The sequence below is a fragment of the Leminorella grimontii genome (assembly GCF_039789245.1).
Lineage (GTDB): Bacteria > Pseudomonadota > Gammaproteobacteria > Enterobacterales > Enterobacteriaceae > Leminorella > Leminorella grimontii.
On the sequence record NZ_CP146357.1, the window covers coordinates 3,323,669 to 3,344,919 of the forward strand.

A 21,251-nucleotide genomic window follows, 5' to 3' on the forward strand; every position below is an offset into this window, starting at 1 on the left:
AGCGGGTCATGAGCCACAGTAAAAAAGAGCGCCCGTCGGCGCGGCGCGATTTTCTCACCAAGGGGGCGTTACTGGCTACGGGAGGCCTGATGGGGCTTGCGTTACCCGGCGCGCAGGCGCAATCGGTCACGGTAAACGTGCCCGAAACCGTCACCGGAGGGAGGACGCGCTTTCACCAGATTTACGACGTCATCGTGGTCGGCAGCGGCTTCGCCGGCCTCGCCGCCGCGCTGGAAGCCAAGAGCCGCGGCCTTGACGTGCTGGTTATCGAAAAAATGGCGGTCTACGGCGGCAACTCCACCATCAACGGCGGCGCGTTTGCCGTCGCCGGATCCCCGCTGCAAAAAGAAGCCGGCATCGAAGATTCGCCGGAGCTGATGTACAAAGACATGCTGAAAGCCGGGCGCGGGCTGAACCATCACGACATTCTTCACGTGTTGGTCAACGGCACGCAGGAAGCCTATGAGTTCACCATCAAGCACGGCGTTCGCTACAAGCCGTTCGTTCAGCACTTCGGCGGCCACTCGGTGCCCCGCACGCTGCAAACCGTTGAAAGCTCCGGCGCGGGCATCGTCATGCCGCTGCGCAACTCGGCGCAGAAGATGGGCGTCATTTTCAAAAACCGCTGCAAGTTTGAATCCTTCATTCAAGACGACAAACGCCGGGTGATTGGGCTACAGGCGCGGGACGACTACCGTTTCCCCGATGAGAGCAGCGGCACGCTCAGAAACTATGGCGCTCGCTGCGGCGTCGTCATGTGCAACGGCGGCTTCGGCAACGACCTTCGCTTCCGCCAGATACAGGATCCGCAGTTGGTCAGCGACATCGATACCACCAACCATCCCGGCGCGACGGCGGAAGGGCTGCTCGCCATGCTGGGCATCGGCGCGACGCCGGTACAGTTGGATCTGATTCAGCTCGGCCCTTGGTCGTCCCCTGACGAGAAAGGCTTCGGCAACGTTTCCCAGTTCAACACCATCGCCGGCTATCCGATGGGAATTATGGTTGACGTTCGTACCGGCAAGCGCTTTACCAACGAGCTGGCGGACCGCAAAGCGCGGGAAGACGCCATATTGGCTCAGCGGGACGCGAACGGCAAGCCGGTCTACCCGGTGTGCTTTACCAACCTTGAGGGCGCCAAGCTGGCGCAAAGCCTGCCCGCAGCCCTTAAGTACAACGTAGCCTGGCAGTTTAATACGCTAAAAGAACTGGCCGACCATTTTTCAATTCCCTATGACAACCTGCAAAAAGAGGTGGACGCCTATAACCAAGCGGTAAAAAACGGCGGCGGCGACCCCATGGGGAAAGACGTCTCCCGCGCCATTTCGCTGGCGGAAGGCCCCTACGTGGCGGTCCGCGTTTGGCCCAAGGTGCACTACACCATGGGCGGCGTGCAGATCAACGTCAACGGTCAGGTGCTCAATGCCCTTAACGGCGAGCCCATCGTCGGGCTTTACGCCGCGGGAGAAGTTACCGGCGGTCCTCACGGTGCAAGCCGACTCGGCAGCTGCGCCATCGCCGACGGGCTGGTGCTCGGGCGAGTCGCCGGTGCGCACGTCGCGACCCAAACCGCGACGCCTCTGTTTGTTGATAACGCCTGAGCCATGGGAGAGAAAATGTCTTTATATCAACGAATCGCCTTTATTTTGGCGCTGCTGTTTTGCGCCAGCTGCTGGGCTCAGGGCGATAATGCATCGGTCAACGATGCCCGCGCCTTCCAGGAAAAGCTCGACAGCATGACGATAAAACCCTACCACCAGCCCTTGGCGGCCACGGGGCGCGACGCCAGCTGTCAGCTTTGCCACGGAGCCAAAACGCCCGCAACGCCGCCGGACGACGGCAACTGTCTGACCTGCCACGGCAGTTTGGATCAGATTGCCGCGCTGACGGAGCCAAAGTCTAAAGAGGGTCATCCTGAGCCCAATCCGCACAACTCCATCCACTACGGTAAAGACGTTCCCTGCAGCGCCTGCCACAGTGAACACAAGCCGTCTCAGGTCTATTGCAACAGCTGCCACCTGTTCAAGTACCCGAACATGAAACCCTGATGAGGATGCGATGAACATGAGACAGATAGGGAGAATGCTAAGGCCGCTCATCGCGTTCGGCGCGCTGGTGTGGCTGTCCAGCGCGCTCGCGGCGGAGCCTGACAACGGGCAGTGCCTGCGCTGTCACGCCGACAGCGATATTCACGCCGTAACGCCCGCCAACGCGGGAAAAAGGCTGTTTATATCCAATGAAGCCTATCGGGAAGGCGTTCACGCCTCGCTGCCGTGCGTCGCCTGCCACCAAAGCCCGGCGGGCAACGCCGGGTTTGAAGCGCTGCCGCACAAAGAGGTCGCTACGGTCGCCAACGCGTGCGAAAGCTGCCACGGCGTAGTCAAACACGATATCGTCAGCGCCTACCAAAAGAGCGTTCACGCGCAGAAAATCGCTCAGGATAAGTTTAGCTGTCAGTCCTGCCACGATGCCCACACCATGCAGCCCGCCGTTATTACACGGCCAAGCAGGTCGCAGATAGCGGCAACTAACGCGCTGTGTACCGACTGCCACACGAGAGCGGCGGACTACAAGGCGCTGTCCGGCAAATCTGTCACTGAGCAAGACCTGAGCCATCCTCAGCTCCCTGCAGCGCAGCTGCACCTGTCGTCACTGCGCTGTACGGACTGCCACGCGGCGACGGGAGACGGCACGCTTCACAACGTTGCGCCGGCAAAAGAGAGCGTCGCCTGCAGGCAGTGCCACAGCGAGTCGTCGCTGTTGGCCGAGCGCCAGCGCTTCACGCCGCCAGAGTCGCTTCGCGCAGGAAGCCTGCTGGGCCACGGCCTTTTTGACGACACATCGCTGATTAAAACGCTGGATTCGCTCGGCGGCATACCCGCACGGCAGCAGGTTCAGGTAGAAAACGCAGGTGCGTTCATCGACAGCTATATGGTCGGTGCGAACGGCTCCCCGAGGGTCGATCTCGCCATTTTCTGGGCGATGGGAATACTGGCTGCGCTGTTAGTCTCTCATGGCGCTATTCGCCTGCTGACAGGCAAACGCGAAGCGGGCGCTGAGTGGCACAGAACCTATCTGTACACGCTGCCGGTCAGAGTCTGGCATTGGCTCAACGCGCTGTGCTTTATCGTTCTGCTGTTCTCCGGCGTCGTGATGCATTTCGCCATCGGCGATCTGGCCTTCTGGGCAGAAGTGCACAATGCGGCGGGGCTTACCCTGTGCGGCGTTTGGCTGCTGTTCCTGCTGGTGAACCTGACCGGAAACGGCCACCACTACCGGGTTAGGATGCAGGGGCTAGCGGGCCGCATCGTCCGCCAGGCGCGCTATTACCTGATAGGCATCTTCCGCCATGAGCCGCACCCGGAAACGCCGAACGAACGCAGTAAGTTCAATACGCTGCAGCAGCTAGGCTATCTGTGCGTGATGTTCCTGATGGCGCCTCTGCTGTTGGCCAGCGGGCTTTTGATGCTCTACCCGGAATACGTCCCGGAAATGCTGTTTGGCCTTCCCGGCAAGCAGCTCGTTGCCTGGTCGCATTACGGGCTGGCCGCCGCCGCACTGGCGTTCCTGCTGGTACACTTCTATCTTTGCACCACGGGCGACAGCCTTAGCGCACTGATAAAGGGAATGATTGACGGCTATCACCGCCATAGGGATAAAAACTCAGACAACCGCGATTAATCAACGCACGGCCCCTTGAACATTAAGGGGCCTTTTTATAAAAAGAAACACAAATTCACATTTTGTAATAAATATTGAGATAAATCAGTGCCGCCCCTTCCGCTCCGTCTTACATTTCTTAATATTGTTCGGGGAGTGTCGTTTTATTATCCGTATCTATAAAAATAACAAGAAGACATAAAGGAAGGTCTACGCGCCATGCGTGAAGCACTTTGCAGTACGTTGCATCTTGAGAAAGCCATTGCGGCCTGTATTCAAGCCGCGCCCAGCGACTTTCCCATTGACGGCATCTTTCTCAACTATTACCGCGACGACATTCAAAGCATGCAGTTCCTCGCGCTGGCGACAAGGCGGCGCAGCCGGGCGAAGCTGAACGTGCTGTCGATTCCGATTCACGTACTGTCTAAATTTATCGTCAGGGAAAACTTTACCACCACCATCCTCAACCGGCTGTCGGACGATCCTCTCACCGAATTCGTTATTAAACACCACTTTCGTAAGGTGAAATCCGCCATCGTCATGCGCCTGAAAGTGGACGATATCCGCTTAGGGGCGGTTATTTTCTTTAGCTACAGGGCAAACGCCTTCAACGCACACCATGCGGAACTGGCCGAATCGCTGAGGGGGCCATTCTCTCTGCTAGCCTCCCGAGCGCTGTCCCAGCTTAAAATCATCAGTGAAGAAACGCTGAAAGCCAGCTACACCCATCGCGCATCGATGCAGGAAGACAGCCTGCCCGCCGGCGTCATCGCCACGCAGAAAAGCCCCATGGCCTCGCTGTTTATGCGCCTTCCCGACATTGCAAAAAGTCAGCGGGTCATCGTCATCAAGGGGGAAAAGGGAAGCGGGAAATCGCTGTTGGCCCACCATCTTTATCAGCAGTCGGACCGTTCGCAGCAGCAGTTGGCCGTGCTTTACGCCGAAACGCTGACGCTGTTTATCCACCGAGACGGCCAAACCACTGAAGCGCGTACGCTAACGCCGAGCTCGCTAACGGACGGTACGCTGCTTGCGCAGGTAAACAGCGGAACGCTTTTGATTGAGAACGTAGAAAGCCTGCCCGAAGAGCTGCTTTGTAACCTGATGAAAAGCATCCGCATTCATAAAGAGAAAGGATGGCCCACCAGCGTCATCATCACCAGAACGCAGTCGCAGCGCCATCAGATAAACCCCGAAGCGCTGCTGAGCTGTGAATGCTACTGTTCTCTTTACTGCCTCTCGGTCACGCTGCTTCCCTTAAGGCAGCGGCGGGAGGATATTCCCGAACTGGTGACCTATTACCTGCTTAAGCTTAGCCAGAATACGCAGCACAGGCCGCCGCTGCTTTCCGTGCGCTTTCAGCAGTCGCTGCTGCACTATGAGTGGCCTGGAAACATCGCTGAGCTTATCGCACGGCTGGAAAAAGCGCTGCTCGCCTGCAGCACCGACGTGCTGGACGTTAAGCCGGAAGAGTACGTTCAGAGCGCCGACGACAGGAACAGATCTATTCTGCCGTTAGACGAAATCGTGCGAAGACACATTATTGAAACGCTGAGAAGAACAAACGGAAAAATATCCGGCGAAGGCGGTGCGGCGCAGATGCTACAGGTCAACAGCAACACGCTGTACAGCAAGATGAAAAAGCTGGGCATCACCCGCGATATCTACGCGCAGTAGCGCATCCGCTACTGCGAAAGAGCGCGCATCGTGTTGAACGACCTATTGGCTGTTAAAAAGCAACAGGCCGTCCAGCTCCTGCTGCGCCTGTTCGAACAGGCGATACAGAGGAAGAAAATCCAACGCCTGCCTGTCAAAGTGGGTAAACACTATCTGCACCGGCAGGTTTATTCCTACGGTTAACGCATCCCACAGCGCGTCCAGATTATTACCAAACCAGTCCGGCAGTAAAAAGGTGTCGACAAACTGTAGATAAAAATCGGGCATTGAACCTATTTTAGCAAAATCAAAAACAACGCTTCTCATGATTACTTTACCTCCATGAAACGTTGATAATGGTCTATCGTTACATAAATCAGGCCATCATCTGAATACAGTAACCTCTCTGCTCCTCGATGGCCGCAGCGATAATTAATATCCGCTTCAAACCACGTTCGCCCTTTGGCCTGCGGCAGGCGCTTTTCCCGGTTAGAAAAGCGATCTCCGCCAATAGCCTTTCCGGGCAGAACGGAACACAGATTACCGTCGCGCGCATCCCAGCCTTGCGAACGGGCTTGACTCTTGGTGATGTAATAGTCCGGCAGGCGACCGTGCTCACGCACATAATTCACAACCGTTTGTCGCTGAGTCAGGCGGTCAATATCCTGAACGACCTGAGAAGACGAAGAGATACCGCCCGCAGCGCCGTCCGATATGCCGCCGTTGCTACTATGTAAAAAATTAAAGGCTAAGCCGCCAATAATCAGTAACAGAAAAACAACGAGTAGTAATTGCGTATTTCTTTTCATCACTCAGCGTTTGTTGGGGATATCTCTGCCATTCAACGTAGTTATATTACACACCCTGCCTATTTACTCTTTAATGACCATTTATCCTAGCCATTAATAATAAAAGTATGACATTGTTTTCAATTCGTCAGCTTATTTTCGCTTTCTTTACGTTGGCTAAAGAATTTTAATTCCGCGATGATGGTAAAGGTAATCACGACCAGCAGCCCCCACGAGCTGATTTTTCCCAGATGCACCAGCTCCCAGCCTCCCGTCTGATTTGGATACTGCCAGCCGCCAAACAGCGTAGTTACGTTCTCGGCAATCCAGATAAAAAAGCCTATCAGCAAAAAGGCCAGCGGCATCGGCATCCAAAACTCTCTTACCATCGGACGGAAATAGACGCGGGTACGCCAGAAGGCCGCCACTAAAGCCAGCGTCAGCGGCCAGCGGTAGTCGCCGATAAAGTGGTGAGTAAAGAAGTTCAGATAAATCGCAAACGCCAGCGTAACCGCCAGCCAGTGAGGCGGGTAGCCAGTCAGCCGCAGCGAAAGGTAGCGCCACGACTGCAGCATATAGCTGGCAACCGCTGCATACATAAACCCGCTGTAGAGCGGAACGCCGGCAAGCTTGGAGTAGGCAAACTCAGGGTAAGCCCACGAGCCGATGGTTGGAGAGGTCTTAAAGATTTCCAGCGCCAGCCCCAAAAGGTGAAACAGCGAAACGGCCGCCAGCTCTCTTTTAGTCTCTAAGCCGTAATACACCAGCGCAAACTGCACCGCCAGCGCAACGATAAGAATAAAGTCATAACGGGGTAAATCACCCATCGGCAACGCTTTCGACAACGCCAGAGTAATAAAGAAAGAAACGGCGAACGCGCAGCTCAGCGCTTCTTTAATGCCAAAGCTCCAAAACTCCAGCAGAGGCAAAGGCAAGCGACGCATCGGCGAGGGCATATACCACGGATACCGGTATTCCCTCAGGCAGTCGCTGTCATAAACGGCAATCGCGAACATAGCAAAATCCCTGCAAATAGAACAAACGTTATATGCAGAATAATCAGGCTATGTGTGAAGCGCGTGAAGCAAACGTGAAGTCAGAATAATTTTACCGCCCGACGGTAGTCGAGCGGCAAACGTCGTCAGATTTTACCCAGATAGTCGCGCTTGCCGACGGCTACACCGTTGTTGCGCAAAATGTTATAGGCAGTAGTAATGTGGAAATAGATGTTCGGCAGCGCGTGCTGTAACAGGAAAACGTCGCCGCGCATCGGTTCGTCGTACCAAGGCAGTTGGATCTGGCGCGATTCGCTGTCGGCGAAATCTTTCTCTTCCAGCGATTTAATGTAGTCAATCGTCTTAGCTATCCGCGCCTTAAGCTCGGCGAACGTCGTCTCGTTGTCTTCATAAATCGGCGGCTCCAGCCCGGCAAGGCGCGCTGCGCAGCTTTTGGTCATGTCGCTGACCAGCTGGACCTGACGCACCAGCGGAAACATGTCCGGCGCCAGGCGAGAGTTGAGCAGCACCTGCTCCTCAATGCGTCGCTCTTTGCAAAACGCGGTCGCAATGCTCATCAGAAAGTCGAGGTTGTTCAGTACGCGGATCGTACTCTGTGTTGCCAACTGATAATAGGACAAGCTCATCGTATCACTCCTGAAAGTCAGACTACCCCACGCGCCGCGCTCGCAGAACCCCTGAGGTTCGTAGAGGCGGCACACCTCTCTCTTTAGGCGGTTCCGCCCACGGTCAGGCTGTCAAGCTTCAGCGTAGGCTGGCCGACGCCGACCGGAACGCTTTGCCCCTCTTTCCCGCAGACGCCGACGCCCTTATCCAACGCCAGATCGTTGCCAACCATAGAAATTTGCTGCATCGCCTCAATGCCTGAGCCAATCAGAGTCGCCCCTTTCACCGGCTTGGTGATGCGCCCATTTTCAATAAGATAGGCTTCAGACGTCGAAAACACGAACTTTCCGGACGTAATATCGACCTGACCGCCGCCGAAGTTCGGCGCATACAGGCCAAAGTCTACGCTTTCAATAATCTCGTCTCTGGTGGACTCGCCGGCCAGCATATAGGTGTTGGTCATTCGCGGCATCGGCAGGCTGGCGTAGGACTCGCGGCGACCGTTACCGGTGGGCGCAAGCCCCATCAGGCGGGCGTTAAGCTTATCCTGCATGTAGCCTTTCAGTACGCCCTTCTCAATCAGCACGTTGTACTGACCGGGAACGCCCTCATCGTCGACGGAAAGCGAACCGCGACGGCCCGACAGCGTACCGTCATCGACAACCGTACAGAGCTCAGACGCGACGAGTTCCCCCATGCGGCCGCTAAACACCGACGCGCCCTTGCGGTTAAAGTCGCCCTCAAGGCCGTGCCCCACCGCTTCATGCAGCAGAACGCCCGGCCAGCCGGCGCCGAGCACGACCGGCATTGCGCCCGCGGGCGCCGCAACGGCGGAAAGGTTCACCAGCGCCTGCCGGACGGCTTCGCGAGCGAAGGCCTCGGCCCGAACGCCCTCCGAGGTCGGCTCAAGGAAGTAATCGTAGCCAACCCGACCGCCGCCGCCGCTGGAGCCGCGCTCGCGCTTGCCGTTTTCTTCGACCAGAACGCTCACCGACAGGCGAACCAGCGGCCGAACGTCCGCCGCCAGCGTGCCGTCCGTCGCTGCAATCAGCACCGTTTCATACACGCCGCTTAGGCTGGCGTTAACTTCCTGCACCCTGGCGTCTTCCGCCCGAGCGGTCTTGTCGACCAAGTGCAGCAGGTCAATTTTTGCCTCACGCGACAGGCTTTGCAGCGGGTCGAGGGCGGGATACAGCGGCGCATAGCCCACCGCGCCGAGCACGTGGGTTTTGCCGTCGCCGACGTCGTTAACAATGCTTTTGGCGGCGTTGGCGCTCTGAATCAGCGCCTGAAGAGTTATCTGATCGGCATAGGCAAAGCCGGTTTTCTCACCGTGAACGGCGCGCACGCCGACGCCTCTGTCGATATTGTAGGAACCCTCTTTAATGATGCGATCTTCAATCACCCAAGACTCATGGTAGCTGGACTGAAAGTAAAGATCGGCATAGTCCAATCGGCGTGAAGACATCTGCCCCAGAACGTCAAACAGATCCTGATGGCTTAAGCGATTGGCCGTAAGCAGCTGCTCACTGACCAGAGTAAGATTCATTGCGTTACTCACCTTTTTTTATCACCGCTTTAAGCACCGGCTCGAAGCGGTTATGTTTCATTAGCGGCATTTGCTCGCGCAGCTTCGGCAGCCCGCTGGTATCGACGCGCACCTTGATGCCCTCGACCGCATCGGCGTTAATGCCCACCACGCTGCCCCACGGGTCAACGGCCATCGTATGCCCCCAGGTGCGGCGCGTAGCGCCGTGACGCCCCACCTGCGCCGGAGCCAATATCCAGCACTGGTTCTCAATCGCCCGGGCGCGCAGCAAAATCTCCCAGTGCGCTTCGCCGGTCACGCGGGTAAAGGCGGCGGGAACGGTAATAATGTCCGCGCCGCGATCGCGCAGCGCCTGGAACAGGCCAGGGAAGCGCAGATCGTAGCAAATAGTCATGCCCAGACGGCCGACCGGCGTATCCACCACGGTCAGGTGCTGGCCGTAGTCGTAAGTATCGGACTCACAGTAGTGGCCGTGGCTGTCGGCGACGTCCACATCAAACATGTGCATTTTGTCGTAGCGCGCCTTCAGCTCGCCCTTATCGTCAAACAGCAGGCTGCTGGCGGTTAAACGCTCAGGGTTTTCGCGGCTGATAAGCGGCATCGAGCCCACCAGAATCCACACGCCGTAGCGCACCGCCATTTCACGGATGGCGTCCTGCAGCGGGCCCGTTCCCTCGGTTTCGGAGTGCTTATAGTAGGTTTGCGTATCGGCAAAAAGCAGCGCGTTCTCCGGCGTCACCACCAGCTTGACGTGCGGCTTCAGCTGCTTGATCTGCTGTTCGATCTGCGCCAGGTTAGCGCGAATATTTTCCCCACTGCATAACTGTAACAAAGCAACGTTGGCGCTTTTCATTAACTAGAGTCTCCCTTTGGCTGTCGTAGCACTTCATGCACGACAGGCTCATCTAAATCACCGTCAATTCTGTAACGTATCAGCGAAATCTTATTCCACAGCGGCGACAGCACTTGGCTTGCGGCAAACACCGCCGCGCCGGCTATCGGGTTAACGACGAAGGCCGTCGCTACGCCAACGGTGCCGGAAATTTCCGGCGCAACCACGGCGTTAAGGCCCAGGCGGCGATTAACGAAGTCAATATCACCGTCAATCGCGATGTCCGCTGACAGTCCGTCAACCAACAGGTTGTCGGTTTTTGCCACACCGTTGGTTAACTTGATGCTACCGCTGATAGTATCAAAGTAAAAACCTTTACCAAAGGTATCGCGAAAATCAAACTGCAGCTTGCGCAACAGTGCGTTAAAGCTCAGCAACCGCAGAAGCTGGCCCGCATGGCCGCCGCCCGCGTTGTCCACCTGCCCTTTGCCAAGCTTGGCCGTTACGCCGCCGTTGAGCGTATCGACCAGAGGAGACCAAGGGTCTCCCTGCCAGTTCAAGTCGAAATCGACGTTAAACGGCGCGTCTTTCAGCGGCGTATAAACGCCAAAGTAATTCATGCTGCGATCGATTCGTTTGCCTGACAGCGTACCGTCAAAGCGAGTCGCAGAGCCGCCCGGCGAGCGAAGCCAGTCGGCGGAAAAGGTTAACTTCGTCGTACCGGTATCCACCAGCCCGTTCGTCACGCTCAGGTTATCGCCCCGAAAGCGCAGATCGGCGTTAACCACTCCCAAACGCTGGCCGACCACCCAACACTCTTTACAGCGCACGGCAATAGAGGGAAGCTGAGGGAAACGGTTGAAAGCGGCGCCCGCACCTTTGTTTTTTGTTGAGGAAACCGAAAACAGATCGGATTTAGGGTTAAAGTAAAAATAGTCAATGTCGGCCTGCCACGGCTGGCTGCCGTTCATCGCCAGACTGGCGCGAATTTCCTTACCGTTGAGCGCGACGCTGGTTGCGCCGACGCTGCGGTTAACATCTACCGTAAGATCGCGCCAGTATTGCCCCGCAAGCTCAAGCTGCGGCGAGTGGATCACCCAGCGCGACGGCAGAGTAAACTTGGCCGCGACAGCGCTCTCTTTGCCGTCCGAACCGGACAGCGGCGACAGCAGCCCCAACAGGCGCTCGCCGTCTACGGCGGGTAACTGTATGTCTAAACGGGCGTCAGAAGGCAGCTCCGGCGTCTTTTTGCTGTTCATTCGCCAGGCAAATCGGGTGAGCTGAACCTGATTTTTCCCCAGCGTCCATCGGCTGTTTATCGCCTGATTGCCGGCAATGAGCCCCTGTAGATCAAATCCAACCGTATCTCCCTTCGCCTTCAGCGTCACCGGCAGCGCGCTGCCGCTGCGCTTGCTCAAGGGCGCAGGTAAGCGACTGCTTACTCCGTTAAGGTCGCCGCTTAACGCGACGTCATACCTGGGGCGTCCCTTTTCCGGCAGCGTGATGTTAACGTCGCTTTTCCAGCGGGCGCTGCCGGAAAGCTGCTTCGCGGCGTCCGCTGGCAACCACGGCAGATTGGCTACCACCCAGTTTCCGTCGATGCCAACCTGAACCGCATAATCTTTCGCGCCCTGACGGGTGGAGAAATTCAAGCCTATGGGCTGATTGAACCATTCGGCGCTCATCCTTTCGCTACTGAGGTTACCGTCGTCGAAACGGAAGCGACCGCTTACTTTCTCCATGATGCTGTCGATAGGCTTAATGTGCAGGCGGTTATCTTTGAGGTCTATCTCACCGCTGGCGTGGGCCTGCTCGCCGTCCAGCGGGATATCCAAACGCAAACGCCCGTTAACCTTGCCGCCGACGTCGATTTCATCCAGCGCCGAGCCGACGGTATCTTTGAGCGGCGACTGCTTTAGGTAGTCCCGCACGTCCGGCCCCTGACCGTTAACCTTGGCGTTAATGTCCAACTGCCCTTTATGGAAGTCGGCGATAACGGCGTCGATGTCAGTGCCTTTGACTTTACCCAGCATTGCCGACGGCGAGTGCATCCACAGGCCGCTGTTAATGAAGTTCAGGTTGATGGTCATATCGCTGAGCGGCTGCCAGGTCGGCTGAAACTTGAATACCGCGTCCGTCAGTGGAGCATAGACCTCAAACAGCCCGTCGTTGTGCGGATAGGGGAAATGATGCGGATCGCCGTTAAAAATAAGCGTCGCGTTGTCGGACTTGCCGGCAACGATGGCGGAAGAAAGGTAGTCAACCAGCGGGGTACCCATCAACGGCTCAGGGAAATAGCGCCAGGCGTCGCCTGCGTCATATGCCCTGATTCCGGCCAAAATGCTTAACCAAGGCGCATCGTCGCCACCCTGACGGTAGCTGAAGCTGCCGTTAGCCCATACGGACTTGGCCTGAACGTCAATGTTATCGCCCCAAAGTCTGAACTCATGCTCATCGTTTAACCAGTGAATGGAGGCGTTGGCGCTGTTGACGATGAGCGGTGCGCGGAACATCTCGTCGTAGGGCAGCGTACTTTGATCGAGACGCACCCCAACCGTTCCGCCCGCAGCGCTTCCCGCCACCTCAAACTCGGCGCGATCGCCTCCTGGAATATGTTTCCAAGGCTGCCAGCTGGCGTTTTCCCAACGGCCTTCAAAGCGGATTTTTTCCGGCGTACTCAGGGGAATGTCCAGCGCTAGTCGTTCCAGATTGCCCTTTGGCCGAATCTGTAGCCAGGCGTCAAGCGCGTCAGGCTGCAGGAAGCTAAACATCGGCAGCAGTGGGTTAATGCTTTCCAGATCCAGCTTAGCCGCACGGATCCGAAGCATTGATTCACTTTCTTCCCCCTGAAGGCTGGGGTTCTCTGGCTGCCAGAACAGGCTAACCCGTCCGCCCTTTGCCCACGCATGGCCGTCGGTTTTTAGATTCAACGCCGGCGCGTCCAGACGCCATCCGTCGCCCTGTCGTTTGACGTAAACCGCCAGCTTCTCAACGTCCAGCCGGTGCAAATCATCCCCTTTATGCCAGTCGGCGCGCCCTTGGCTGAGCAGCAGAGCGCCTCCGTCAATCTGACTGGCCTTAACGGACAGCCACGCTTCCAGGCTGAATCGCGCATCGTCAAAACCGGTATTGGTCTTAAACCAGTGGCTAAGCCACGGCAGCACGTTAACGTTATCCGCCTGAAGATAAACGGTCCCGTTATCCATCAGATCCGCCTCGTCGCGCAGGTTAAAGCGAACCTTCAGCAGGCCGTTAGGGCCGTTCTCCGTTGATACGCTGACCTGCCCTTCCGCGCGGTGGCGCTTGCGGTCGTTAAGCCAGTTCAGCCTTGGAATGGCCAGAGAAATGCGCTCGCCGGAGGCACCCAGAAAGGAGAGTTGGCTGTCGAGCAGGATAAAGTGGTCGAACTGCTTAAGGAAAATATTCTTGAGCGTGGCGCTTCCGGTAGGCTCGCGCCCGTCGTCGCTCTGGGACTGGCCTACCGTATAGTTCAAGGCGCCCTGTACGCGATAAAAGGTCAGATCGCGAAACTGCCAGCGGAAGTTAACCAAAGAGGCCCAAACGTCGAGCGCCACCGTGACGCGGTCGACGCGGACCTCGCCAACGTCGGTCTGTAAAGAAAGTTCGCGCAGGTCGAGGGTTGGGCCAAACATCTCCCATTTCCCTTCCATATGCTCGATGCGAGTCGGGATACCGGTCATGTCCGAGACGGTGGCGAGAATGGGCTCACGGTAGTCATTAATGCGAGGAAGCATAAAGCGCAGAGCGCCGACGGCCAGCGTCAGCAGCACTAAAAGCGCAACGGCTATTCTCAACACTATGCGACTGCTTCGCCCCATCCTTCCTCCCCTCACAACGCCCCCAGCAACTACTCCATCGCTACATCATAACGACGTCAAACTGTTCTCTGTTGTACAGCGGCTCTACTTGAATTTTAACCTGTTTTCCGACGAAGAGTTCGACTTCCGCCACGGAATAAGACTCTTCGCTCTTGAGCGCTTCCCCCACGTCGGGAGACGCATAGACCAGGAAGCGATCGGCATCGTAGGCGTGGTGAACGCGGACGATTTCACGCAGAATTTCATAGCAGACGGTTTCCACCGTCTTCACGCGCCCACGGCCCCGGCAGCTCGGGCATTCGCCGCAGAGCACGTGTTCCAGGCTCTCCCGCGTACGTTTGCGGGTCATTTCCACCAGCCCCAGAGCAGAAAAGTCGTTAACGCTGGTCTTGGCCCTGTCTTTAGACAGCGACTGTTCGAGAGAGTGCAGAACGCGGCGACGGTGATCCTCATTGGCCATATCGATAAAGTCGATGATGATGATGCCGCCCAGATTGCGCAACCTGAGCTGGCGCGCGATCGCGTGCGTTGCCTCAATGTTGGTGTTGAAGATGGTTTCATCCAGATTGCGGTGGCCGACAAACGCACCGGTATTAATATCGATGGTAGTCATGGCCTCGGTCTGGTCGATGATCAGATAGCCGCCGGACTTAAGCTCGACCTTGCGATCCATCGCCCGCTGAATCTCGTTCTCCACGTCGTACAGATCGAAGATCGGCTGCTTGCCGGTATAGCGCTCAAGCTTGTTGGTTACCTGGGGCATAAACTCGGCGGTAAACTCAACCAGAGAGTCGTAGGTCAGGCGGGAGTCAACCCGGATCCGGTCCAACGATTCGCCGACAAAGTCGCGCAGCACGCGCTGTGTTAGCGCCAGCTCGCCGTACAGCATATTCTTAGTGCCGCTGCGGCTCTTGCGCTCCATGATTTTATTCCACAGGCGCTTTAAAAAGGCCGCGTCCTGCGCCAGCTCTTCGGAACCGACGCCTTCCGCCGCCGTACGGATGATAAACCCGCCATGCTCGTCACAGTATTCGGCGACGATACCCTTAAGCCGCTCACGCTCTTCTTCGCTGTCGATGCGCTGAGATACGCCAACGTGAGCCGCTCCGGGCATAAAAACCAGATAGCGCGAAGGCAGCGTAATATCGGTCGTCAGCCGAGCGCCCTTAGTGCCCAGCGGGTCTTTCACTACCTGCACAACCAAATCCTGGCCCTGACGCACAAGTTCAGTTATGTCTCGGACGTGAAACTGCTTTTGCTCAGTATCCGCAATGCATTCCGTATGCGGCATAATGTCTGAAGCGTGAAGAAAGGCGGCTTTATCAAGACCAATATCGATAAAGGCCGCCTGCATTCCCGGCAGCACTCGGCTGACCCGGCCTTTATAAATATTGCCCACGATGCCGCGCTTGGATTCGCGATCGATATGCACCTCTTGCAGAATGCCGCCCTCAATAAAGGCTACGCGGGTTTCTGAAGGGGTAACGTTAACCAAAAGTTCTGCCGTCATGTTGGCTCCTGATTTTGGGGCTTGGCCTGCGACTGCAAAAACGCGTCGAGCAGCTCACGAGTTTCAACCAGCGGCAGGCCTACCACCGCGTGATAGCTGCCGTTAATCGAACAGACGAACGCGCCGCCCAATCCTTGAATGCCGTAAGCCCCGGCTTTATCCATTGGCTCGCCGCTGGCGATATACGCCGCAATGTCCTGCTCGCTCAGGCGGCAAAAGGTCACTTCAGTTGTGACAGAGTAGCACATCACATGCCGTTGATTCGCAAATGCAATTGCCGTTATGACCTGATGCTGGCGGGCAGAAAGCGCGCGAAGCATCCTGGCGGCATCCTCTTCGCTCTGGGGCTTCTCCAGCACCTCGCCGTCCAAAACGACGATGGTGTCGGCGCCCAGCACCGGCCAATCCCGCTCGGCTACCGCCACGCCGGCCTGCGCCTTACTCTTGGCCAGGCGGCATACGTAATCCAACGGCGACTCGCCGGCTTCCCGGCGCTCTTCAACGTCAGTGCTCAATCGTTCAAAAGAGAGGTTCAAAAGCCCCAGCAGCTCGCGGCGGCGCGGAGAGGCGGAAGCGAGGTAAATCGACGGCGTCATGCAGCCCTCATCTAACGGCGAAGCGCCGACGTATTTTACGCATTAACAGAAAAAGCCACGGCCAAAGCAGGCCGTTAATCAGGCTTTTCCACAATATTTCCGGCCTGAAGGCAACGTTGTGAACGGAGAACTCAGCCCAGAACACGATCACCTCCATCACTAGCGACAGCAGCACCACAATCAGCGCCTGCTGCCACAGGGCGAGATTGCGCAGCAGCTGACAGCGAAACGCGACGACGTAAGCGACAATGCCCAACGCCAGCCCCCGTACGCCGAGCGTCGCCCCTAGCGTCAGATCGCAAAGCAGCCCTAAAATAAAGGCGGTGCCGACGTTTATCCTGTGCGGCAGCGCCATGACCCAATAAACCAGAATCAGCATGACCCAGGAGGGGCGAAACAGATACAGCTCTTCCGGCCACGGCATGGTTTGCAGCACCAGAGCCAGAATAAAGGAGAACCAAACAATCCAACGCCCGGATCCGTGATAGCTGCTGCTCATCGCGCCCCTCGGTTAGGCTGAGCTGGCGCAGTCGTCGGCGACGGTACGGCGGAAGGCGGCGTCGCGTTGGATGGCGGAGTCGGCGGCTCGGATTCCGGCGGTAAAACCTGTGGCATCATCTGGCGCAGGCGCTCTTTGGCGATACGCCGAACCTCTTCCGGCGGCAGCGGCTGATTGCCGTCGCGATCGGTAGGCCAAAGCAGGAGGAGATAGCGCAGGCGCTGAAGAGCGACCGTCGGGTGCGCCTGAATGACGGTGCTGGCGCGCTGGTCGTCGATGGCCACGGATGAAACAACCGCCACCGGATAACCCTCCGGGAAACGGCCGCCTAAGCCTGAAGTCACCAGCACGTCACCCACGCGAATATCGATGTCGCGCGGTAAATATTCAAGCTGAAGATCTTCCGTGCAGCCCGCGCCCATGGCGATGACGCGAATATCGTTACGCAACACCTGAATAGGAAGAGAATGGGACGTATCGCAGATTAATAAAACCCGGCTGGTATTTCTAGCGACGGCAACGACCTGCCCGACGACGCCCTTATCGTTAATAACCGGTTGGCCTTCATAAACGCCGTCCTGAAAGCCTTTATCGATAACGACCTGATAGCTGTAAGGATCCGATTCGGTCGACAGCACCTGAGTAATCATCTTGTGCTCGTCGCCGCGCAGTGGAGAACCGAGCAGCTCGCGCAGCCGGTTGTTTTCCTGTCTGAGTTGCCCAAGCAGCTGCAGGTCGCTGCTCCTTAACAGCAGCTCTTGGCGCAGCCGCTGATTCTCACTCTTCAGCTCCTCCCTTGAAGCCAGAGTGTCAGAAACGCCGTCAAGAACGTCGCGCGGCGCGTTCGCCACAAAAAAGAAAGGGCTTACCGCCGTATCAAGATAGCTGCGCACTTTGGAAAATACGCCAAGCTTGCTGTCGACAATAATCAGACTAACCGCCAAAACGACGGCCAGAATAAGGCGTAGCTGTAGAGACGGCCCTCTGCTGAAAATAGGCTTCATATAGTTGGCATTATCCTTGTCGATATGAAGAAGCGCGAGGCTCCTTCGGCAGGGACAACCGGATTCTGTCGCTCCTAAAAAGGACAGAAGCGCCTCCCCAGTTCGGCAGGTTCAATAAACGGAAGAACCTAAAGTCCGACGCTGAATAAGGCGCATTCGCTGTCATGAGGCGTACGCGGGATCAGTCTTCGCTAAACAGATCGCCGCCGTGCATATCGATCATTTCCAATGCCTTGCCGCCGCCGCGGGCCACACAGGTCAGAGGATCTTCGCCGACAACCACCGGAATACCGGTTTCTTCCATCAGCAGACGATCGAGATTGCGCAGCAGCGCGCCGCCGCCGGTCAACACCATGCCGCGTTCGGAGATGTCGGAGGCAAGCTCCGGCGGGCACTGTTCCAGCGCTACCATCACCGCGCTGACGATGCCTGCCAGAGGCTCTTGCAGCGCTTCAAGGATCTCGTTTGAGTTCAGCGTAAAGCCGCGCGGCACGCCCTCGGCCAGGTTACGGCCGCGAACTTCGATTTCGCGCACTTCGTCGCCCGGATAGGCTGAACCGATTTCGTGCTTGATGCGCTCTGCGGTCGCTTCACCGATAAGTGAACCGTAGTTGCGGCGCACGTAGTTAATGATCGCCTCATCGAAGCGGTCGCCGCCGATGCGAACGGAAGAAGAGTAAACCACGCCGTTAAGAGAGATAACGGCCACTTCGGTCGTACCGCCGCCGATATCCACAACCATGGAGCCTGTGGCTTCTGATACGGGCAACCCGGCGCCGATCGCGGCCGCCATAGGTTCTTCAATCAGATAAACCTCACGAGCGCCTGCGCCCTGGGCTGATTCACGAATGGCGCGACGCTCAACCTGAGTGGCGCCGACCGGCACGCAGACCAGCACGCGCGGACTTGGGCGTAGAATGCTGTTGCTGTGAACCTGACGAATAAAGTGTTGAAGCATTTTTTCGGTAACGAAGAAGTCCGCAATAACGCCGTCTTTCATCGGACGGATAGCGGAAATATTGCCCGGCGTACGGCCCAGCATCTGCTTCGCTTCGTGACCGACTGCGGCCACGCTCTTTTGTGAGCCGACGCGATCCTGACGGATAGCCACGACGGAAGGTTCATTCAAAACGATGCCCTGTCCCTTAACGTAGATCAGGGTATTTGCCGTTCCCAAATCGATGGACAGGTCATTGGAAAACATGCCGCGAAATTTCTTAAACATTCTTGAGAGTAATCCTGCAAGCTGAGGCGAAGTGAATCGCCTACTTTACCAACCACGCGAAGGAGCAACAAGACGCAACGGCGCGTGCGCGTCTTTCCGGCATCCCGCGTGAACTCGATTCACATGCCGTTTAAAACGATAGACGGCAAGCGTTCTTTAAACTTTTTAACCTGATGATATTGGCCAATGCACAGCGTTAGTCGGCCTTAGACCAAACAAGGACAAGCAAGGCGCACTATTCTACGTGAAAACCGCGCACATTTCAGAGTTAAAAATGACGATTTTGTCGACTATTTTTTTCTTTCGAAACCGGTATCGGCTGCGGCGAGGCAAAAAATTCACCCTGTCCGCCGACAACCCCGCGAGAAAGCAGCGTTTCCCACTCTGCGCGAGTCCTTACGCTTGCCGCCATTACCGCAACCGACGTCTCCTGACAGGCGGCAACCAGGCTGTCGACAAACAGCTGGTTTTCAGGGCGCCGGTCGATGTTGCGCACAAGCCCAGGGTGAAGCTTGATAACTTCTATCGGCATAGACTTGACGTACATCGAACTGACCACCGTCAGACCGGCCTGAACGACGCCGAGCCGACACCCCAGTCCGAACAGCAGCCTGGCGACCGGCCGCAAGCGGTCGTTATATTGACAGACGTCGGCCTCCGCAAGTTCAAATATAATTCGCTTTCGCGCCGATTTTTCTTTTTCCAACAGGTGATCGCGCAGCCAGACCTGAAAAGAGTGTTTCAACAAAGAGTCTACGGTAACCGATACGGCGATCGTATCCTCGGGCCAGCTGTTCAACAGCGGCAGGGTTTTGCTCAGCACCAGTCGGTCAAAGCGCTCCGTCATGCCGAATTGCTGAATCAGCGGCATAAACTCGGCGGGCTGCAGCTCCTCATCGCCGTCGCGGATGCGCAGCAAAATTTCCCGATGGTTAAGCTCATTATTTATGGTTATCGCTGGCTTGTAGTATACCTCAGGCCCGCCGCGCGCCAGCATCTGTTCCAACAGCGTGCGCCAGCGAACGCTGCCTCTGACCAGAGGCGGAGCCTGATTCTCATAAATAAACCAGCCGTTGCTTCCCTGAAGCACCGCAGCTCTGGCGGCGTGTTCCGCGTTATCCATAATCTGTTCAGGCGTCTGCCCGCCCTGATAGGCGCAAACGCCGATGTGAATAAGGCTCTCTTTCTCAACGTTAGAAGGCAGGGGTAGGCCGTCTATGGCATTAACCAGCTGAGAGGCTATGGCGTCCGCCTCTTTCAGAGAACGGTGGGGCAAGATGACGCTAAAGTCATTGCTGAAATAGCGAGCCAATAGCGCCGCAGGATGGCGCATGATAAACGTCGACAGCATGTTGACCAGCATGTAGAGCAGGTCGTCGACCCTCGTTTTTCCATACTCTTCCAGCAGCAGCTCCAGCTCCGGCAGGCGGACTATCATCACCACGCCGTGAGCGTTAGGCTCCTCCAGCTGCGTCGCCAGCTGGTTGTCGAAAAACAGGCGGTTGTTAAGACCCGTTTGGGCATCTTGGGCGGCAAAAGAACGAATAAGCTTATCAACCCGAATTCGCTCCTCGCTCATATTTTTTAAGTCAGCCAACAGGCGGTCGAGCGCGGCGCTGGCGTTAATCGGCCATTCGCGCACGTCACCCCCCATGACGTCTTCCCGCTCGCCGGACAAAATTCTTTGCGCCCTCTCCTCCAGCAGTTCGACGCCCTTGAACTGGCGCTTAAGCCACCGAATCCACCAGAACATGATGATGGCGATCGCCAAAACCACGGCTAACATCGATAAAAAAAACGGCAGTGAAAACAGGGTGCTTAGAATGGGGTTAGCGTAAGTAATACGCAGCGTATATCCCGGATGCTTCTCCAGCGCTATCTCAGTCTCGCTTTGGGTATGAAAATGGCGCCAGAAATCGCGATGGGTATCGAGCTGATGGGTATAAATCGAATTTTTCCGATCGTCTCTGACTTCCAGATGGCTCACTCCCGTCGCTGACATCACGGTGGGTAAACCATAGTTATAGATGACCGGGGTAGGATAGGTTAACGCTCTGTCCACTGTTTCAATCAGGGGCCGCCAGTGGTCGGCCATTTTGCTTCCGCCGACCAAATAGACGCTCAGCGTACTGGTCAGCAGCGCTAAAATCATAGTAAGAAAAACCAGTATGGAGACAAAAACGGACAGTCTCGCGATGAATCTCATTCCCATAACGATTTATCAAATGCATAAAAATAAAAATCGGTTGTGGGATAACTATGCATAACTATGCCCACGCGTAAGCGCTAACCCGTCCGCCACTCGGGCCATGCTCCTTTTCCCGCTTACCTTCACCATGAGTAAATGCAAGCAGGATGCAAGAGTAGCAGACTTTACCAGCACGTTCCTGCGCCTTAGTATATTTTAACAGGTAATCGCCTCTTTGTTGGCCGATCGCACCACAATATAACTACAAAGAAGTGTTTTTCTG

Annotated in this window: 17 protein-coding genes; 4 read left to right on the forward strand and 13 right to left on the reverse strand. The window is 56.5% G+C overall.

The window, feature by feature from the left end:
• Positions 1-8: 8 nt before the first annotated feature.
• The 4 genes from V8L73_RS15360 to V8L73_RS15375 all read left to right on the forward strand — a co-directional run bounded on the left by V8L73_RS15360 (position 9) and on the right by V8L73_RS15375 (position 5,337).
• The gene (locus tag V8L73_RS15360; RefSeq protein WP_347253377.1) at positions 9-1,601 is read left to right on the forward strand and encodes a flavocytochrome c; all 1,593 of its coding nucleotides are present in this window, start codon (positions 9-11) and stop codon (positions 1,599-1,601) included.
• 15 nt (positions 1,602-1,616) lie between these two features.
• A complete protein-coding gene (locus V8L73_RS15365; protein ID WP_261832024.1) occupies positions 1,617-2,048 on the forward strand; it encodes a cytochrome c3 family protein in 432 nt (143 codons plus the stop codon).
• Positions 2,049-2,064: 16 nt separating this feature from the next.
• Complete coding sequence (gene phsC / locus V8L73_RS15370) at positions 2,065-3,681, forward strand: thiosulfate reductase cytochrome B subunit (RefSeq protein WP_347253378.1); 1,617 nt, start codon at positions 2,065-2,067, stop codon at positions 3,679-3,681.
• Between the two features lie 198 nt (positions 3,682-3,879).
• Entirely contained in the window at positions 3,880-5,337 is a 1,458-nt protein-coding gene (locus V8L73_RS15375) for a sigma 54-interacting transcriptional regulator (protein WP_347253379.1), read from the forward strand.
• A 42-nt stretch (positions 5,338-5,379) separates the two neighbouring features.
• Here the strand turns inward: V8L73_RS15375 and V8L73_RS15380 are convergent, their stop codons facing one another.
• From V8L73_RS15380 to csrD, 13 genes are all read right to left on the reverse strand, one after another.
• Positions 5,380-5,643 (reverse strand): barstar family protein, encoded by a 264-nt coding sequence (locus V8L73_RS15380; RefSeq protein ID WP_027274863.1) that lies wholly within the window; start codon positions 5,641-5,643, stop codon positions 5,380-5,382.
• A 2-nt stretch (positions 5,644-5,645) separates the two neighbouring features.
• Entirely contained in the window at positions 5,646-6,125 is a 480-nt protein-coding gene (locus V8L73_RS15385) for a ribonuclease domain-containing protein (protein ID WP_347253380.1), read from the reverse strand.
• 119 nt (positions 6,126-6,244) lie between these two features.
• Positions 6,245-7,120: a DUF817 domain-containing protein gene (locus V8L73_RS15390; protein WP_347253381.1), complete on the reverse strand. Its 876-nt coding sequence runs from the start codon at positions 7,118-7,120 to the stop codon at positions 6,245-6,247.
• A gap of 125 nt (positions 7,121-7,245) precedes the next feature.
• Entirely contained in the window at positions 7,246-7,746 is a 501-nt protein-coding gene (locus V8L73_RS15395) for a DUF1993 domain-containing protein (protein WP_027274861.1), read from the reverse strand.
• A gap of 83 nt (positions 7,747-7,829) precedes the next feature.
• Complete coding sequence (gene tldD / locus V8L73_RS15400; RefSeq protein WP_027274860.1) at positions 7,830-9,275, reverse strand: metalloprotease TldD; 1,446 nt, start codon at positions 9,273-9,275, stop codon at positions 7,830-7,832.
• A 4-nt stretch (positions 9,276-9,279) separates the two neighbouring features.
• A complete protein-coding gene (nit1, locus tag V8L73_RS15405) occupies positions 9,280-10,128 on the reverse strand; it encodes a deaminated glutathione amidase (protein WP_027274859.1) in 849 nt (282 codons plus the stop codon).
• The gene (gene yhdP, locus V8L73_RS15410; protein ID WP_347253382.1) at positions 10,128-13,925 is read right to left on the reverse strand and encodes an AsmA2 domain-containing protein YhdP; all 3,798 of its coding nucleotides are present in this window, start codon (positions 13,923-13,925) and stop codon (positions 10,128-10,130) included. Before yhdP ends, nit1 begins: the two co-directional genes overlap by 1 nt.
• A 61-nt stretch (positions 13,926-13,986) precedes the next feature.
• Complete coding sequence (gene rng, locus V8L73_RS15415; RefSeq protein ID WP_027274857.1) at positions 13,987-15,456, reverse strand: ribonuclease G; 1,470 nt, start codon at positions 15,454-15,456, stop codon at positions 13,987-13,989.
• Positions 15,453-16,052: a Maf family protein gene (locus V8L73_RS15420; protein WP_347253383.1), complete on the reverse strand. Its 600-nt coding sequence runs from the start codon at positions 16,050-16,052 to the stop codon at positions 15,453-15,455. Before V8L73_RS15420 ends, rng begins: the two co-directional genes overlap by 4 nt.
• 7 nt (positions 16,053-16,059) lie before the next feature.
• Complete coding sequence (gene mreD, locus V8L73_RS15425) at positions 16,060-16,551, reverse strand: rod shape-determining protein MreD (protein ID WP_027274855.1); 492 nt, start codon at positions 16,549-16,551, stop codon at positions 16,060-16,062.
• Complete coding sequence (mreC, locus tag V8L73_RS15430) at positions 16,548-17,555, reverse strand: rod shape-determining protein MreC (protein ID WP_027274854.1); 1,008 nt, start codon at positions 17,553-17,555, stop codon at positions 16,548-16,550. Before mreC ends, mreD begins: the two co-directional genes overlap by 4 nt.
• Positions 17,556-17,736: 181 nt before the next feature.
• Complete coding sequence (gene mreB, locus V8L73_RS15435; protein ID WP_027274853.1) at positions 17,737-18,780, reverse strand: rod shape-determining protein MreB; 1,044 nt, start codon at positions 18,778-18,780, stop codon at positions 17,737-17,739.
• A 268-nt stretch (positions 18,781-19,048) separates the two neighbouring features.
• Complete coding sequence (csrD, locus tag V8L73_RS15440; protein WP_027274852.1) at positions 19,049-20,986, reverse strand: RNase E specificity factor CsrD; 1,938 nt, start codon at positions 20,984-20,986, stop codon at positions 19,049-19,051.
• Positions 20,987-21,251: the final 265 nt, after the last annotated feature.